Origin of the sequence: Alcaligenes sp. WGS1538 (genome assembly GCF_043187505.1) — a bacterium.
GTDB lineage: Bacteria > Pseudomonadota > Gammaproteobacteria > Burkholderiales > Burkholderiaceae_B > Alcaligenes.
Map to the genome: position 1 here is coordinate 2,467,724 of NZ_CP171109.1, position 16,153 is coordinate 2,483,876.

Genomic DNA, 16,153 nt, shown 5'->3' on the forward strand with positions numbered 1-16,153 from the left:
TCAAGCCCGCAAGATGCCGGTCAGAGCCTGCGCGAAGCGCTGGTTCTCTTCCGGCAAGCCGATGGTGATGCGCAGATGCTCGGGCAGGCCGTCGCCGGCCACGGGCCGCACGATGACGCCCTGCTTGAGCAGGGCCAGGTTGATTCCCGCCGCATCGCCCACGCGCACCAGGATGAAGTTGCCGTGACTGGGCACGTACTCCAAGCCCAGGGACTCGAAGAACTGGCCCAGGAACTGCTTGCCGGCCAGGTTCAATTCGTAGCTGCGCTGCAGAAAGTCCTGATCGGCCAGGGCGGCGCGGGCCGCCTCCAGCGCCACGCTGTTGACGTTGAAGGGCTGGCGCACCCGGTTAAGGATGTCCGTCAGCTCCGCCTGCGCCAAGGCGTAGCCAATGCGCAGGCCGGCCAGACCATAGGCTTTGGAAAAGGTGCGCGTGACGATCAGATTGGGGTAGCGGCGCACCATGTCGGCGCTGTCAAAGCGCAGGTCGGGATCCAGGTATTCGTTGTAGGCCTCGTCCAGCACCACCGTGACCTGGCGGCCATGCCGCTCCCAGACCTGGGCAAGGAAGGCCTCGATCTGCTCCCCGGGCAGGAAGGTGCCCGTGGGATTGTTGGGATTGGCGATGAAGAGCAGGCGCGTGTCGGGCCGGATGGCCTCGAGCATGGCGTTCAGGTCGTGGCCGTAATCCACCGCCGGCACCATGATGTGGCGCGCGCCGCGCTCCTGGGTGCACAGCTTGTAGACCGTGAAGGCGTGTTCGGCGTACACGCAGGAGACATCGGGCCCCAGCAGCACCAGAGAGATCAGCTCCAGCAGATCGTTGGAGCCATTGCCCAGCGTGATCCAGTCGGCCGGCACCTGGTAGCGGCGCGAGAGGTCCTGCTTCAGGTCGAAGCCGTTGGGATCGGGATAGCGGCCCAGCTCCTGCACGGCCCGCGCCACGGCGCTGCGCACGGAATCGGACATGCCCAGCGGGTTTTCGTTGGAGGCCAGCTTGACGATGCTGCCCTCCTCCAGGCCGAAAGTCCGGGCGATCTCGCTGACGGGCTTGCCGGGCTGATAAGGGGCGATGGCCAGGATATGGTCGGCGACGGCCGCCTCCAGTGCTGCGCGTGTGCTTGTCATGATCAGAAATCGTTGACGGGGTAGGACCCCAGGATCTTGAAGAAGGCGACCTGTTTCTTCAGTTCGGTCAGGGCGGCCGCCATGGCGGGCTCGTCGCGGTGACCGATCAGGTCGACGTAGAAATAATATTCCCATTGGCCGGTGCGGGCCGGGCGGGACTCCAGGCGCGTCATGGACACGCCGTGCACGGCCAGCGGCGAGAGCATGTCGTAGACGGCGCCGGCCCGGTTGGGCACGGCCAGGATGATGCTGGTCTTGTCGTTGCCGCTGGGCAGGGACTCGATGTTGCCGATGGCCAGGAAACGGGTACGGTTGTGCGGGTCGTCCTGGATGCCCGACTCCACCACGCCCAGGTTCCAGGCGGTGACCGCCGTGTTCCCCGCGATCGCGGCCACGGTGGGATCGTCGGCGGCGATGCGCGCGGCCTCGGCATTGCTGGAGGCCGCTTCGCGCAGCAACTGGGGGTAATGCTTCTGCAGCCAGTTCTGGCATTGCGCCAGGGCCTGCGGATGGGCCATGACGCGGGTGACCCCTTCCATGGTCCCGGACTGGGTCAGCAGATTGTGGTGCACGCGGATGGAACGCTCGCCCAGCACGCGCAGCGGCGAATTGAGCAGCAGGTCCAGGGTGCGGTTCACCGCGCCTTCGGTGGAGTTCTCCACCGGCACCATGCCCACATCGGCCTGGCCGACTTCCACGCTGCGAAAGACTTCGTCGAAGGAGTCGCATTGCAGGCCGTCCAGGGCGTGGCCGAAGTGCTCATAGGCCGCCTGTTCGGAGAACGAACCCTGCGGGCCCAGGTAGGCCACGCGCAGCACGCTCTCCAGTCCGCGACAGGCCGAGATGATCTGCCCCCACACCGCCTCGACGGCGGCCGGCGTGAAGGGCCCCTTGTTCTCCGACTGCAGCCGGCGCACGATGCGCGCCTCGCGTTCGGGCTTGAGGATGACCTCGTCCGCATTGAAGTCCTGCTTGATCTTGCCGACTTCCAGCGCCGCGCGGGCGCGCTCGTTCAGCAATTCCAGAATCTGGCGATCCAGCTCGTCGATGCGGTTGCGCCAGGGCAGCAGGCGTTCAGTTAAGGTATTAGCCATTCCGTCGTTCAAAGTCGTTCATGAATTCGATAAGCGCCTGCACGCCCTCCAGCGGCATGGCGTTGTAGATCGAGGCGCGCATGCCGCCCACGCTCTTGTGCCCCTTCAGGGAAGTCAGGCCGGCGGCCTGCGCCTGCTCCAGGAAGGCGCCGTTCAGGGACTCGTCGCGCAGCAGGAACGGCACGTTCATGCGGGAGCGGTACGCAGGATGCACCTTGTTGGAGTAGAACTCCGAGGCGTCCAGGTAGCCGTACAGGGCCTGCGCCTTGGCGGCGTTGCGCTCCTGGATGGCGGCCACCCCGCCCTGGCGCAGCAGCCACTTGAACACCAGGCCGGCCATGTAGATGGAGTACGTGGGCGGCGTGTTGAACATGGACTGCTGGGCGGCGATATTGGCGTAATTGAAGGCCGAGGGACAGACGTCCATGGCATGGCCCAGCAGGTCCTTGCGGATGATCATCAGGGCAATGCCGGACATGCCCGCGTTCTTCTGGGCGCCGGCATAGGCCAGCGACACGCGCGAGAAGTCGATGGGACGCGACAGGATATTGGAGGAAACGTCGGCCACCAGCGGCACGTCCAGGCTGGGCATGTCGTTGAATTCGACCCCGCCTATGGTCTCGTTGGTGCACACGTGCACGTAGGCGGCGTCCGGGCGCACCTTCCATTGCGCGGGTTCCTGGAACCATGTCCAGGGCGACCAGGTACGGCCCAGGTCCTGCCATTCGTGTCCGCTGGTGCCGGCCACCTGGATGTCGCCGTAGCGCTTGGCTTCTTCGTAGGACTTGACCGACCAGCTTCCCGAAAGCACGTAGTCGGCCTTGCCGCTGCCATTACGCTGGATCAGGTTCAGGGGAATGAGGCCGTTCTGGCCTTGCGCCCCGCCCTGCACGAACAGCACCGCGAAATCATCGGGCACGGCCAGCAGGGCGCGCAGGTCGGCCTCGGCCTCGTCGCGCACGCCCATGTAGTCCTTGCCGCGATGGCTCATTTCCATGATGGACATGCCCGTGCCGCGCCAGTCCGTCATTTCGGCGGCGGCCTGCTCCAGCACTTCCAAAGGCAGCATCGACGGGCCTGCCGAAAAATTCCATACGCGCATCACACGTCTTCCTTGCCTGTAGTGTTCGCCTGTCCGTCGGCGGAGTCGGACTGATTGTCCTGGATCTGGCCGTCCTCGGCCTGGCCCTCTTCGGCCAGGCTTGCCTCGACCTCGTCGTCGGTCTCGACCACGCGGTACACGCCCGAGAGCTGGCTGTCGTCGTCCACGCTGATGAGGGTGACGCCCTGCGTGGCGCGGCCCATCTCGCGGATCTCCGCAACGCGGGTGCGCACCAGCACGCCGCCGGTGGTGATCAACATGATCTCGTCCGTATCGCGCACCAGCACGGCGCCCACGACCTTGCCGTTGCGGGCCGAGGTCTGGATGGCGATCATGCCCTTGGTGCCGCGGCCATGGCGGGTGTACTCGGCAATGGGGGTGCGCTTGCCGTAGCCGTTCTCGGTGGCGGTCAGCACGGACTGGCTTTCATCTTCGGCCACCAGCAGGGCGATGACGGACTGGCCGTCCTCCAGCATCATGCCGCGCACGCCGCGCGCCGCACGGCCCATGGGGCGGACGTCGCCTTCGTCAAAGCGCACGGCCTTGCCGGCATCCGAGAACAGCATGACGTCGTGCACGCCGTCGGTCAGCTGCGCACCGATCAGGTAGTCGCCCTCGTCCAGACCCACGGCGATGATGCCGGCCTTGCGGGGATTGGAGAAATCCGACAGCGGAGTCTTCTTGACCGTGCCGCGCGAGGTGGCCATGAACACGAACTGGTCCTCGCTGAATTCCTTGACCGACAGCACCACCGTGATCTTCTCGCCGTCCTCCAGCGGGAACATGTTGACGATGGGGCGGCCGCGCGAGTTGCGCGAGCCTTGCGGCACCTCCCAGACCTTGAGCCAGTAGACCCGGCCGCGGTTGGAGAAGCACAACAGGTAGTCGTGCGTATTGGCGATGAAGAGCTGGTCGATCCAGTCGTCTTCCTTCATGGCGGTGGCCTGCTTGCCGCGGCCGCCGCGGCGCTGGGCGCGGTATTCGGACAGCGGCTGGCTCTTGATGTAGCCGCTGTGCGAGAGCGTCACCACCATGTCCATGGGGGTGATCAAGTCCTCGGTGTCCAGCTCGGTGGCGTTGTGCTCGATCTGGGAGCGGCGCAGGTCCTTGCCGGTGGCGGAGAATTCGTCGCGCAGGGCGATCAGCTCGTCGCCGATGATGGCCGAGACGCGCGCGGGGCTGGCCAGGATGTCCAGCAGGTCGGCGATCTTGTCCATGACTTCGCGGTATTCCTGGACGATCTTGTCCTGCTCCAGGCCGGTCAGGCGCTGCAGGCGCATGTTCAGGATTTCCTGGGCCTGCACTTCGCTCAGGCGGTACAGGCCGTCCTCGCCCATGCCGAACTCGGCGCCCAGATCGTCGGGGCGATAGGCCTGGCGGCCGCCCACGATGGCGCTGGTGTCGGCGCGCGCGAGCATCTCTCGCACCAGGCTGGAGTCCCAGGAGCGTGCCATCAGGTCCTGGCGGGCCACCGGCGGCGTGGGCGCGGCCTTGATGATCTCGATGAAGTCGTCGATATTGGCCAGCGCCACGGCCAGGCCTTCCAGCACGTGGCCGCGTTCGCGCGCCTTGCGCAACTGGAACACGGTGCGGCGCGTGACCACTTCGCGGCGGTGGCTCAGGAAATACTCCACCAGTTGCTTCAGGTTCAGCAGGCGGGGCTGGCCGTCGACCAGGGCCACCATGTTCATGCCGAAGGTTTCCTGCAGCTGGGTGTTCTTGTACAGGTTGTTCAGCACCACTTCGGGCACTTCGCCGCGCTTGAGCTCGATCACCAGGCGCATGCCGTCCTTGTCGGATTCGTCGCGGATGTCCGAGATGCCCTCGATGCGCTTTTCGTTGACCAGCTCGGCGATGCGCTCCTGCAGGGACTTCTTGTTGACCTGGTAGGGAATGGCGTCGACCACGATGGCCTGGCGGTTGCCCTTCTCCATGTCTTCAAAGTGCGTGCTGGCGCGCATGATGACGCGGCCGCGGCCGGTGCGGTAGCCTTCGCGCACGCCGGACATGCCGTAGATGATGCCGCCGGTCGGGAAGTCGGGCGCAGGGATGTGCTCGATCAGCTCATCGACCGAACACTCCGGATTGCGCAGGCAATACAGGCAGCCGTTGACCACTTCGGCCAGGTTGTGCGGCGGGATGTTGGTGGCCATGCCCACCGCGATGCCCGAGCTGCCGTTGACCAGCAGGTTGGGCAGGCGCGATGGCAGCAGGGCCGGCTCTTTTTCGCTGCCGTCGTAGTTGGGCACGAAGTCCACGGTTTCCTGGTCGATGTCGGCCAGCAGCTCGTGCGCGATCTTGGCCAGGCGGATTTCGGTATAGCGCATGGCGGCGGCATTGTCGCCGTCGATGGAGCCGAAGTTGCCTTGTCCGTCCACCAGCGTGTAGCGCATGGAGAAATCCTGCGCCAGGCGCACGATGGTGTCGTAAACGGCGGAATCACCGTGCGGGTGGTATTTACCGATGACGTCGCCGACGATACGGGCCGATTTCTTGTAGGCACGATTCCAATCGTTGTTGAGTTCGTGCATGGCAAACAAGACACGGCGATGCACAGGCTTCAAACCATCTCGCACGTCGGGAAGAGCACGGCCAACGATCACGCTCATGGCGTAATCGAGGTAGCTGCGGCGCATCTCCTCTTCAAGTGAAACGGGAAGCGTCTCCTTGGCAAAGGAATCCATAGGTTAATTCTTTATAGATATGGGTTAAGCAGTAAGCCAGCCGTAAACGGGACAAGAGGAAATTCTAGCACTTTCACATAGAGGGACGCAGCGGACGATTCAGGCGCGCCCGCCCCGTCCGGATGCGGGGGGTCGGACGTGAAAAAGAAGTGTGCCGGCTGATCATGCCCTCCCGTCCGCAGCCTCCCGCTCCCGCTTCACGCCCTGTTGCCTAAAACCAACAATAACGGGAAAGAACGGGGTTAATTCCGTTTATCTGGCCGAATCGTTCCCCGTCAACCTAACGCATGGGACCGAAATGTCTTAAGATTCGAGCTAACACGCATGAAACCCAGCGCAATTCTTTGATCCGTTCAGGGCATTGCTATACTGGTTCCGTAAATCGGCGGCAGGGGTTCGCTGCGGTCACTTAACAGCATCAGCTCAACGAGGAGAAATATGAACAAACCCTCCAAAATCGCACTTGTACTCGCCATTGCCGCTGTATCGGCCTCCGGTGCAGTTTCCGCACAGGAATCCGGCGAGATCAACAACTGGCGCAACCCGTTTGGCGACGTTTGGAAGAACGGCACCAACGAACTGTGCTGGCGTAACAACTTCTGGACTCCCGCCACGGGCATTCCAGGTTGTGACGGTGTGCCCGTTGCTCAGGCTCCCGAAGCTCCCGTCGTAGCTCCCACCGTCACCAAAGTGACCCTGAACGCCGACACGTTCTTCGACTTCGACAAGGCAACGCTGAAGCCAGAAGGCCGCCAGGTCCTGGATCAAGTGGCTGAAACCGTTCAGTCCATCAATCTGGAAACCCTGATCGCCACCGGTCACACCGACTCCATCGGTACCGAAGCTTACAACCAGAAGCTGTCCGAGCGTCGCGCCAACACCGTCAAGCAGTACCTGATCAGCAAGGGCGTTCCTGCTGACCGCATCTACGCTGAAGGCAAGGGCGAAAGCCAACCCGTGGCGTCCAACAAGACCCGCGAAGGCCGCGCTCAGAACCGTCGCGTGGAAATCGAAATCGTCGGCAACCGCAAGTAATTCCTGCTGCGCCACGCATTTCCGTAGCTAAGGCTACAATTAAGGCTCCGCTTTCGCGGGGCCTTAATTTTTTGGGTGAACCATGACAGTCTCCACACCTACTGCCGCGACCGCCAACGTCGATCAGGCAGAAATCGACAAGTTCAGCGCACTGGCCTCCCGCTGGTGGGATCCGACCAGCGAATTCAAGCCGCTGCACGCCATCAACCCGCTGCGCCTGGACTGGATTCTTTCACACACCGGTCCGCTGCAGGGCAAGCAGGTGCTGGACGTGGGCTGCGGCGGCGGGATCCTGTCCGAAAGCCTGGCGCAGGCCGGCGGCGAAGTCACCGGCATAGACCTGGCCGAACGTTCCCTGAAGATCGCGCGGCTGCACAGCCTGGAATCGGGCGTACCCGTGCAGTACGAGACCGTCAGCGCCGAGGACATGGCCGAACGGCACCCCGGGCGCTTCGACGTGGTGACCTGCATGGAGATGCTCGAGCACGTGCCGGACCCGGGCTCCATCATCCGCGCCTGCTCGCGCCTGGTCAAACCGGGCGGCTGGGTGTTCTTCTCCACCCTGAACCGCAATCCCAAGTCCTTTCTGTTCGCCATCGTGGGCGCGGAATACGTGCTGCGCCTGATCCCCAAGGGCACGCACAGCTACGAAGGCTTCATCAAGCCCAGCGAACTGATCCAGACGGCGCGCCACTGCGGACTGGAGGCCGAAGAGCTGAAAGGCCTGGAGTACAACCCCATCACCGATCACTATCGCCTGTCCGGCGACACCTCCGTCAATTACCTGGTGGCCACCCGCCGGCAAGACTGACCCCATGTCCATGAAGAAACTCGTCCTGTTCGATTTCGACGGCACCCTGGCCGACTCCGCCCCCGACCTGGCCGCCGCCGCCAACCGGCTGCGCCTGCAGCGCGGCCTGGCCGCCCTGCCCTACGAGACCTTGCGCCCCCACGCTTCGCATGGGGCCCGCGGCCTGCTCAAGGCGGCCCTGGACATGAACCCGGACCATCCCGAATACGCCCAGCTGCGCGCGCAGTTCCTGCAGGACTACGAGGCCAACATGACTTCGCTCACCCATCTGTTCGAAGGCGTGGCCGAGATGCTGCAGCAGCTGCAGCACAACCAGTACACCTGGGGCATCGTCACCAACAAGCTGGAATACCTGGCGCTGCCCCTGATACGCCACCTGGGCCTGGAGCAGGCCTGCGCCGTCACCGTGGGCGGAGACACCACCGGCCATGCCAAGCCGCATCCCGCCCCCCTGCTCTACGCCGCCGAAAAAGCCGGCTTCCAGCCGCAGCACTGCCTTTACGTGGGTGACGACCAGCGCGACATACAGGCCGGCCAGGCCGCCGGCATGGCCACCATGGTGGCGGCCTACGGCTATTGCGCGCAGGACCCGGCCATACCCAGCTGGAAGGCGGACCTGATCGCCCACGATGTCGCCGAAATCTGGGAGGGCGTCCAACGCTGGGCCCAGGGCCGGCACCAGGCCGCCTCCCCCCTGGCCTGCTGATTCTCCTCAGGGCAGCAGCGCCGACAGGCGTTGCTGCATCCACAGAACGGCCGGCGGCAAGGCCTCGCCCTGCCGCCACAGCATGCGCACCGCCAGAGGCGGCAGGACCATCTCCTTGCAATGCAGCTGCCGCAGCTTGGCGCGCAGGTTCTCGTATTCGGCGATGTTCAGGGGCAGGATGGCCCAGCCCAGACCATCGGCCACCATGTCCGCGATCACGTAGAAGCTGTCCGAACGCCAGACGCTGGGGCTGATGACGGCCTGCTCCGCGCCTTCGATGTGCATCAGCAGCTGGCGATGGCCGGCCAGATCCTTGCGGCTGACCTGCCCCTGGCGCGCCAGGCTGTGCGTGCGCGCCACGCAGATGGCTTGCGGCACGGTGCCTATGTAGCGCTGCGCGAACTGCGCCGCAGCGGGGCCGCGGTCGAACTGGAAAGCGATCCGGGAGCGTCCCTCGGCCACGTAGGCCATCACTTCCGAGGCCGTGCCGTTGAGCACCGTCAGCTCCAGCGCCGGCCAGCGGGCCGCCAGCTCCTTGAGCAGCAGCGACACCGGCTCCAGGGGCAGGGCTTCGTCCAGGGCGATCTCCAGGCGTGCGGGCTGCCCCTGGGACAACTCCAGGGCGCGCCGCTCCAGGACATCGGCCTGGCGCAACAAGGCATGCGCCTCCAGCAACATGACCTCGCCGGCCGCCGTCAGCCTCAGCGCGCGCCGGGAACGATCGAACAATTCCAGATTCAGGTCCGCTTCCAGCAAACCTATGGATGTGCTCAGCGCCGACTGCACCTTGCCCAGGTTCCGGGCGGCCTGAGTCATGGAGCCGGCCTCGGCCACGGCCACGAAGTGCCTCATTCTTTCCAGGGTCCAATCCATGCTATCAAATTTATAGATGCTATTTAACTTTGTACGCAGTTATTATTGATGGATCATAAACGCTTCGCAACAACGACGCTTTCCCATGTCCTTCACCACGACGCCCAACCAAGCCCAGACCCACCCGACCACAAGCCGGCGCTGGCTGGTCCTGGCCATTGTCTCGGTAGCGCTGCTGCTCATCGTCATCGACATGACAGTGCTCTATACCGCCCTTCCCCGCCTGACCCACGACCTACACGCCTCGGCCTCGCAAAAGCTGTGGATCGTCAACATCTACGCCCTGGTCGTGTCCGGCCTGCTGCTGGGCATGGGCACCTTGGGCGACCGCCTCGGCCACAAACGCCTGTTCCTGTCCGGCCTGGCCCTGTTCGGCCTGGCTTCGCTGGCCGCCGCCTACTCCCCCACCCCTGCGGCCCTCATCGCCGCCCGGGCCTTCCTGGGCGTGGCCGCGGCCATGATGATGCCGGCCACCCTGTCGCTGATCCGCATCACCTTTGCGGACGAGCGCGAGCGCGCCGTCGCCATCGGCATCTGGGCTGCGGTCGCCTCGGGCGGCGCCGCCTTTGGTCCGGTGGTCGGCGGGCTGCTCCTGGAGCATTTCTGGTGGGGTTCGGTATTCCTGATCAATGTGCCCATCGTGCTGCTCGCCCTGCCTCTGGGACTGCTGCTGGTGCCGCGCTCGCGCCCCGACACCTCGCGTCCCTGGGACCTGAAAGGATCCCTGATCATCATGGTGGGACTGGTGGCCTGCACGTTCGCCATCAAGGAAGCCGGCAAGCAGGCGCCCGCCTGGCCGCTGGCTGCCGCCGCTCTGGCCGCCGGCGTGCTGTTCCTGGCCCTGTTCGCACGCCAGCAGCGCCGCAGCCTGCATCCGCTGATCGATTTCTCGCTGTTTCGCAATGCCGCCTTCACGACCTCGGTCATGGCGGCCCTGACCGCCTCCGCCGCCCTGATCGGCATGGAGCTGGTTTTCAGCCAGCGCCTGCAACTGGTGCTGGGCTTCTCGCCGCTGGAAGCCGGCCTGGCCATCGTCCCGCTGCCCCTGGCCGCCTTTCTGGCCGGACCGCTGGCCGGCAAGCTGCTGCCCCGGATCGGCAGCGCGCGCCTGCTGACCGGCTCCCTGACGCTGTCGGGTCTGGGCATGGGCGCTTACCTGCTCTGGCACAATGCGCCCCAGGCCCTGCAAGCCTTCAGCCTGGCGCTCCTGGGGCTGGGCATAGGCGCGGCCATGACGGCCGCCTCCAGCACCATCATGCAAAGCGCGCCAGCCTCCCGCGCCGGGATGGCGGCGTCCGTGGAGGAAATGTCCTATGAGCTGGGCGGCGCGCTGGGCGTGACCCTGATGGGCAGCCTGCTTTCCGCGGTGTACAGCGCCACCCTGCTGCTGCCGGCCGCTGCGGACCTGCCGGCCACCGTGCGCGACAGCCTGGACGAAGCCCTGCTGGCGGCCGAATCCCTGCCCCGGGACCAGGCGCTGCTGGTGGGCGAACTGGCCCGCAACGCTTTCGATGGCGGCTACGTGGCCGTGCTGGCCGCGTGCACGGCGCTGCTGCTGGCCGCCGCCCTGGCCGTCTGGCGCTTCCAGCGCCGGCCCGGCTGACCAGAATGGGGCCACATCGATCTAGGGCCGCTGCAGCAGGCCGAGCTTGCCGCTGCGTCCCGCCCAGTACTCGTGCTCCGGCAAAGGCGCTTTCTGTCGAGTGATCCGCACCCAGCCGGGAGCCTGGCTCAACTCCCGGTTAAGGTCGGCATAGACGGCCTGCTCCGGCTTCAAGTCCTGTTCGCTGACGATGGCGCCCACCGGGCATTCGGCCACGCAGATCGAACAATCTATGCACTCGTCCGGATGGATCACCAGGAAATTCGGGCCTTCGAAGAAACAGTCCATGGGGCACACCGACACGCAATCGGTGTATTTGCACTGGATGCACGCATCCGTCACGACATAAGGCATGGTTATTACGCTTTACTGAAAGGCCCTACTGTAAACCGTTCAGATGACAATTGCCCGTCGCGCAGTCAACCCGGCGATTGCGGCGTGCGCCGGACCTTGGCGATATCGAAGCCCTGAGACGCCGCATAATCCAGCAGGGACTGGATGCGCGCCTCGTCCGCCTGCGGCTTGCGGCTCAGCACCCACAGGTATTCCCGGTCCGGCGTGCCGACCAGAGCATAGTCGTAATCGCCGTCCACCCGCAGGATCCAGTAGTCCCCCCAGACCCAGGGGAGCCAGGACATCCACTGGGGTGCGAAACGCACCTGCAGGCGGGCTGGGTCTTCGGCATCGGGAGCCAGGCGCCCGAACGCCTTGGCCTCGTCGAACTGTCCGGAGGCCGTGCGGCAGCGGTTGGTCACCCGCAGGCCCTGCTCCATCAGCTCGTACATGGCCTGCACATCGCCCACGCACTGATCCTGAAAACGGTTGGGCAGGCGGGCCTGCTCGTACCAGAGTCCCACATAGCGCGCCAGATCCACATTCTTCTGCGTGCCCAGCAGCGCCTTGCCCGCGGGACCGCTGCTGCATCCGGCAAGAAGCACCAGGGCGGCGGCGGCCAGCCCTGCCGCCCAAGGACGTGATGAAACGGATTTCATGGCATTCCTCCTTGTGAAGGACCCAGCCTCGCGACTGGCGTGAAGGCGCGCCGTCAGCGCGCATTACATGGCAAAGCATAATCCAGCCAGGACCGCTCTGGAATTCACATCGAAAAAACGCAACACTCCTTCTCCAGCCTTCGACAGGCGGATGCGCCCGAAGCTCCGGCCTTGCCATGGACGGCAAGGCCGGTGCAATGGCCCACGGTCAGATGCCCAGGAACCGGAACGGCTCAGCCGGCCTGAACTGATCCAGGGCGTCGCCCGAATAGACGTTGGTCTGGTTCGGTCCCAGTTCCAGCTTGAGCACCTTGCCGGTCTCGGCCGAAAAGTCCACCCGCCGCGTATCCACCCAGAAGGTATTGGGCGTCAGGGCGGGTTCGAAGAAATACAAGCCGCGCTTGTGATCGAAGACCGTGCGCCAGCGCGTGGAGGAAATATTGGGCTCGCTTTCGGTCGTGATGCCGTAAGGCACGGACGCATTGCGTATGACGCTGAAAGCGCTGGCCAGGGCCTCGTTGGGCGGGGCGGCCTGGGGCACCGCATTGATGTAGAAGGAAGCGCGCGCAAAGCGGTCGGCCGCCCGGTTCGTACCCGGCAGCATGACAGTGCCGCCGATCTGCTTCCAATATTCGTTCAAGGCCAATTGCTGGTCGAAGGTCGGCGAATTGGTCATGACCTGATACTGGCGCCCATGATGGATGACCTGCTTGCCGTCGATGTACTCGACGATGGCGCTGTCGCCTGATGAGTCGGACATGGACAGATGCAAGGTCGCCAGGCGCTGCTCGCCGGGCACCTGGTCCGTCACGATGACGAAAGGCTCTTTCTCCAGGGCGGCGACCGCCTCGGCCACGCTTGCGAAATTGTCCAGCACATACTGCGCCCACAGGGAAATGCTGAGCGTTTTCTCCCCCTTGGCAGGCACGGGATACGAGGACTCCACCAGCCACAGCAGGTTGGCATTGAGCCCCTTTTCATTCACGCCGTCCGTCGTGGAGATGTCATAGCCGGATGCAATCACGCTGCCATACCTCGATGTCCACTCGATGGAGTCCGGTCCTGCCTGACCCGTACGCTGCGCTCCCCTGGGAAAGACCCAGAGATTGGTCATGACATCCGTCTTCCAGTCCATGGAGCGCGTGGTGATGATCTGGCCGTTCTCTCCCAGATACACCGCCCGCGTGCACGCCTGCAAGGCAGGCGAAAACAATGACAGCCCCAGGGCGCACGCCAGCAGCCCATGACAAAACCGTTGTTGCAACATAGCTTTTTTCTCCGAAAGCGGTATCTGCGCGCGGCCTCCAGGTAAAAGGCCCGGCATGATGCCAGGTCTGGGGCCGGCCTCCGGGACCGGCCGCCCGGCCATCATACCGCAGGGTGCGCACGCCCCGCGCATCCCTGCCCGTCTTCCCTTTCCGACGGCTGACGGCGAGCTTAAAGGCAGAATTCTTCTGCGCCGTCAAGGCTGGAGCTCGAGCGTTGCAATGAGTCCACAGAACAAAAAAAAGAATGGCCAGGAGTTTACAAAAGAAATATTTTAATAATAAGAATAATTATTGTTATCATTTATTTTATTGTTTAATTTGATATCCAGCCCATGTCGTCTTCATTCAAACTCTTCCCTACCGCACGCGTGCTGACCATCCTGACCGGCTCCGCCTTTCCTCTTTCCAGCGCCCTGGCCCAACAGGACGTGAAGCAGTTGGACAATATCGTGGTCACCGCTTCGGGATTCGAGCAGGCCGTGGAGGACGCGCCCGCTTCCATCAGCGTCATTCCGCGTGCAGAACTGGAGAAAAAGGCTTATCGCGACGTGACCGATGCGCTCAAGGACGTGCCCGGCGTGGTGATCACCGGCGGGGCGAGCAGCAGCGACATCAGCATACGCGGCATGTCATCCGCCTATACCCTGATCCTGGTGGACGGCAAACGGCAGAACTCGCGTGAAACCCGTCCCAACAGCGACAATGCCGGCATCGAGCAGGGGTGGCTGCCTCCCATGCAGGCCATCGAGCGCATCGAAGTCATCCGGGGCCCCATGTCCTCCCTGTATGGCTCCGAAGCCATGGGCGGGGTGATCAACATCATCACCCGCAAAGTCAACAAGGAATGGACAGGCTCTCTGCGTACCGAAGGCACGTTCCAGGAAGACTCCAAGTCCGGCAATATCTACCAGGGCAACTTCTACCTGGCCGGCCCCATCAAGGAAGACCTGCTGGGCCTGCAGATCTACGGTCAGGAGTCGCGCCGCAACGAGGACGAGATCCTGAACGGCTTCAACAAGCAGAACACATCCTCGGGCACGGTCAAGCTGACCCTGACGCCCAACGCCGATCACGACCTGACGGCCGAATTCTCGCGCACGCTGCAGGAGCGCACGTCCACGCCCGGCAAGAGCATGGCCGCCGAGAGCTGCAGCCGCGGCAAGTGCACGCCCAATGAACTGTCCCAGAGCAAGTACGACCGCAATGTCTATTCGCTCACCCACAACGGCCGCTGGGGCAAGGCAGTTTCCTCCACCTATGTTCAGCGCGAAGAGATCGACAATCCCGGCCGCAACATGTTCCTGAAGAACACGGAGTTCAATACGCAGTGGAGCATGCCGCTGGGCAACCACATGCTGACCTCGGGCTTTCAGTTCCTGCGAGAAGAGCTGCGCGACATGGGCAACCAGTACAAGCCGGACGTCAACAATCTGAGCCGCGACCAATGGTCCGTGTTTGCGGAAGATGAATGGAGCATGACGGACAACTTCGCCCTGACCGGCGGCCTGCGCATGACCCATGACGAGAATTACGGCGACCACTGGACCCCGCGCCTGTATGGCGTCTGGCACGCCACCGAGCAATTGAGCATCAAGGGCGGCGTGTCGTCCGGCTTCAAGGCGCCGGCGCTGCGCTCGGCGGTGGCCGACTGGGGCCAGATCACAGGCGGAGGCGGCGGCGTGCCCGCCGTGATCGTGGGCAATCCCAACCTGAAGCCGGAAAAGAGCCTGAGCCAGGAACTGGGCCTGATCTGGGACAACCGCAACGGCCTGGTCAACAGTCTGACCTTCTTCAACACCGACTTCAAGGACAAGATCTCCGAGACTCGCCGCTGCACGGATCCCGACGGACTGCCCAACTGCCACGTGTTCCCCGGCGACCAGGGCTACAAATTCATCAGTGATCGCGTGAACGTGGACAAGGCCGTGATGCGCGGCGTGGAAGCCTCGACCACCTGGTCGATCACGGACGACCTGCGCCTGGCAGCCAACTACACCTACACCTATTCCAAGCAGAAAAGCGGCGAATTCGCCGGCCGCCCCTTGAACAAGATGCCCAAGCACATGTTCAACGCCACGCTGGACTGGGACGTCAACGAACAGTTGGGCCTGTGGAGCCGGGTCAATTACCGCGGACGCACTTCCGACTACCTGAGCCGCACGTCCATGAGCGACGGCACGCCGTCCTTCACCTTTGTGGACGCAGGCCTGTCCTACAAGATCAACAAGAACACCCGCGTTGGTTTCGGCATCTACAACATCCTGGACAAGCGCGTCACGGATGAAACCTTCGATGCCGTGTATGACGGCCGCCGCTACTGGGCCCAGCTGACGGTCGGCTTCTGATCGTCTTGCGTCCCAGCTGCACGCCGGCCCCGTTCAGGGGCCGGTTTTTTCTGTCCCGCTTCAGAACTCCAGGTGCTTGAAGAAAAGCGGCAATTGCGTATAGCTGCCCATCAGTTGGTCGATCAGGTAGGACGTGTCCCGGGTTTCCAGCTCCAGCACCTTTTCCCGATAGTCCTCGTCCGCCAGTCCCGCCTCGTAACGGTCGGGGGCGATGCGCGCGCCGGCCAGCAGTTCGGAGAGCTTGGGGTCTTCCAGCGCCTCCAGCGCTGCGCGCAGGTTCAATTCCTGCGGCGTGAAACCGACTTCGCGCCTTGGCCCGGCCTCCATCGCCAGCCGCACCAGACGCGCCAGACTGTCAACCTCTTCCCTGCACAGATAGAACAGATGCATATCGACCTCCTGTAAAGTGGTTGGACAATACATGCAGCATACCGAAGGTCGGCGCCCGCGCGCCAGCGCGGACTACACGGGCAGCTTCACCCCCGGCACCAGGCACAGCAACACGACCATGG

At 63.9% G+C, this 16,153-nt stretch carries 14 protein-coding genes; 5 read left to right on the top strand and 9 right to left on the bottom strand.

Annotation, left to right across the window (positions count from 1 at the left end; genetic code table 11):
• From hisC to gyrA, 4 genes are read right to left on the bottom strand one after another with little or no spacing between them, the layout of a single operon-like run.
• Positions 1-1,128 carry a histidinol-phosphate transaminase gene (hisC, locus tag ACF3ND_RS11490; protein WP_394060546.1) on the bottom strand — a complete coding sequence of 376 codons (1,128 nt, stop codon included), beginning with the start codon at positions 1,126-1,128 and terminating at the stop codon, positions 1-3.
• Positions 1,129-1,130: 2 nt separating this feature from the next.
• On the bottom strand, positions 1,131-2,222 hold the full coding sequence (pheA, locus tag ACF3ND_RS11495; RefSeq protein ID WP_394060547.1) for a prephenate dehydratase: 1,092 nt from the start codon (positions 2,220-2,222) through the stop codon (positions 1,131-1,133).
• A complete protein-coding gene (gene serC, locus ACF3ND_RS11500) occupies positions 2,215-3,324 on the bottom strand; it encodes a 3-phosphoserine/phosphohydroxythreonine transaminase (protein ID WP_394060549.1) in 1,110 nt (369 codons plus the stop codon). The genes pheA and serC overlap by 8 nt, the downstream gene beginning before the upstream one ends.
• Positions 3,324-6,008: a DNA gyrase subunit A gene (gene gyrA, locus ACF3ND_RS11505; RefSeq protein WP_394060551.1), complete on the bottom strand. Its 2,685-nt coding sequence runs from the start codon at positions 6,006-6,008 to the stop codon at positions 3,324-3,326. Before gyrA ends, serC begins: the two co-directional genes overlap by 1 nt.
• Before the next feature lie 438 nt (positions 6,009-6,446).
• On the opposite strand from gyrA, the gene ompA reads away from it, so the two are divergent.
• From ompA to gph, 3 genes are all read left to right on the top strand, one after another.
• Positions 6,447-7,043: an outer membrane protein OmpA gene (gene ompA, locus ACF3ND_RS11510; RefSeq protein ID WP_394060553.1), complete on the top strand. Its 597-nt coding sequence runs from the start codon at positions 6,447-6,449 to the stop codon at positions 7,041-7,043.
• A gap of 82 nt (positions 7,044-7,125) precedes the next feature.
• Positions 7,126-7,854 carry a bifunctional 2-polyprenyl-6-hydroxyphenol methylase/3-demethylubiquinol 3-O-methyltransferase UbiG gene (gene ubiG, locus ACF3ND_RS11515; RefSeq protein WP_394060555.1) on the top strand — a complete coding sequence of 243 codons (729 nt, stop codon included), beginning with the start codon at positions 7,126-7,128 and terminating at the stop codon, positions 7,852-7,854.
• A 10-nt stretch (positions 7,855-7,864) separates the two neighbouring features.
• Entirely contained in the window at positions 7,865-8,560 is a 696-nt protein-coding gene (gene gph / locus ACF3ND_RS11520) for a phosphoglycolate phosphatase (protein WP_394065827.1), read from the top strand.
• A 6-nt stretch (positions 8,561-8,566) separates the two neighbouring features.
• Here the strand turns inward: gph and ACF3ND_RS11525 are convergent, their stop codons facing one another.
• The gene (locus ACF3ND_RS11525) at positions 8,567-9,433 is read right to left on the bottom strand and encodes a LysR family transcriptional regulator (RefSeq protein WP_394060557.1); all 867 of its coding nucleotides are present in this window, start codon (positions 9,431-9,433) and stop codon (positions 8,567-8,569) included.
• A gap of 85 nt (positions 9,434-9,518) precedes the next feature.
• Here ACF3ND_RS11525 and ACF3ND_RS11530 point away from each other — a divergent pair, with 85 nt between their 5' ends.
• A complete protein-coding gene (locus ACF3ND_RS11530) occupies positions 9,519-11,036 on the top strand; it encodes an MFS transporter (RefSeq protein WP_394060559.1) in 1,518 nt (505 codons plus the stop codon).
• Between the two features lie 21 nt (positions 11,037-11,057).
• On the opposite strand, the gene fdxA is transcribed toward ACF3ND_RS11530, so the two are convergent.
• From fdxA to ACF3ND_RS11545, 3 genes are all read right to left on the bottom strand, one after another.
• On the bottom strand, positions 11,058-11,390 hold the full coding sequence (gene fdxA, locus ACF3ND_RS11535; RefSeq protein WP_394060561.1) for a ferredoxin FdxA: 333 nt from the start codon (positions 11,388-11,390) through the stop codon (positions 11,058-11,060).
• Between the two features lie 65 nt (positions 11,391-11,455).
• Complete coding sequence (locus ACF3ND_RS11540) at positions 11,456-12,028, bottom strand: lipocalin family protein (protein WP_394060563.1); 573 nt, start codon at positions 12,026-12,028, stop codon at positions 11,456-11,458.
• A 208-nt stretch (positions 12,029-12,236) separates the two neighbouring features.
• Positions 12,237-13,295: a linear amide C-N hydrolase gene (locus ACF3ND_RS11545; RefSeq protein ID WP_394060565.1), complete on the bottom strand. Its 1,059-nt coding sequence runs from the start codon at positions 13,293-13,295 to the stop codon at positions 12,237-12,239.
• A gap of 333 nt (positions 13,296-13,628) precedes the next feature.
• Between ACF3ND_RS11545 and ACF3ND_RS11550 the strand changes: the two genes are divergently transcribed.
• Positions 13,629-15,641: a ligand-gated channel protein gene (locus tag ACF3ND_RS11550; RefSeq protein WP_394060566.1), complete on the top strand. Its 2,013-nt coding sequence runs from the start codon at positions 13,629-13,631 to the stop codon at positions 15,639-15,641.
• 60 nt (positions 15,642-15,701) lie between these two features.
• Here the strand turns inward: ACF3ND_RS11550 and ACF3ND_RS11555 are convergent, their stop codons facing one another.
• Positions 15,702-16,031 carry a hypothetical protein gene (locus ACF3ND_RS11555; RefSeq protein WP_394060568.1) on the bottom strand — a complete coding sequence of 110 codons (330 nt, stop codon included), beginning with the start codon at positions 16,029-16,031 and terminating at the stop codon, positions 15,702-15,704.
• Positions 16,032-16,153 lie beyond the last annotated feature (122 nt).

Bases quoted from the DNA above. Each gene is read 5' to 3' on its own strand.
- hisC (WP_394060546.1), bottom strand. From the start codon at position 1,128: ATGACAAGCACACGCGCAGCACTGGAGGCGGCCGTCGCCGACCATATC.
- pheA (WP_394060547.1), bottom strand. From the start codon at position 2,222: ATGGCTAATACCTTAACTGAACGCCTGCTGCCCTGGCGCAACCGCATC.
- serC (WP_394060549.1), bottom strand. From the start codon at position 3,324: ATGCGCGTATGGAATTTTTCGGCAGGCCCGTCGATGCTGCCTTTGGAA.
- gyrA (WP_394060551.1), bottom strand. From the start codon at position 6,008: ATGGATTCCTTTGCCAAGGAGACGCTTCCCGTTTCACTTGAAGAGGAG.
- ompA (WP_394060553.1), top strand. From the start codon at position 6,447: ATGAACAAACCCTCCAAAATCGCACTTGTACTCGCCATTGCCGCTGTA.
- ubiG (WP_394060555.1), top strand. From the start codon at position 7,126: ATGACAGTCTCCACACCTACTGCCGCGACCGCCAACGTCGATCAGGCA.
- gph (WP_394065827.1), top strand. From the start codon at position 7,865: ATGAAGAAACTCGTCCTGTTCGATTTCGACGGCACCCTGGCCGACTCC.
- ACF3ND_RS11525 (WP_394060557.1), bottom strand. From the start codon at position 9,433: ATGGATTGGACCCTGGAAAGAATGAGGCACTTCGTGGCCGTGGCCGAG.
- ACF3ND_RS11530 (WP_394060559.1), top strand. From the start codon at position 9,519: ATGTCCTTCACCACGACGCCCAACCAAGCCCAGACCCACCCGACCACA.
- fdxA (WP_394060561.1), bottom strand. From the start codon at position 11,390: ATGCCTTATGTCGTGACGGATGCGTGCATCCAGTGCAAATACACCGAT.
- ACF3ND_RS11540 (WP_394060563.1), bottom strand. From the start codon at position 12,028: ATGAAATCCGTTTCATCACGTCCTTGGGCGGCAGGGCTGGCCGCCGCC.
- ACF3ND_RS11545 (WP_394060565.1), bottom strand. From the start codon at position 13,295: ATGTTGCAACAACGGTTTTGTCATGGGCTGCTGGCGTGCGCCCTGGGG.
- ACF3ND_RS11550 (WP_394060566.1), top strand. From the start codon at position 13,629: ATGTCGTCTTCATTCAAACTCTTCCCTACCGCACGCGTGCTGACCATC.
- ACF3ND_RS11555 (WP_394060568.1), bottom strand. From the start codon at position 16,031: ATGCATCTGTTCTATCTGTGCAGGGAAGAGGTTGACAGTCTGGCGCGT.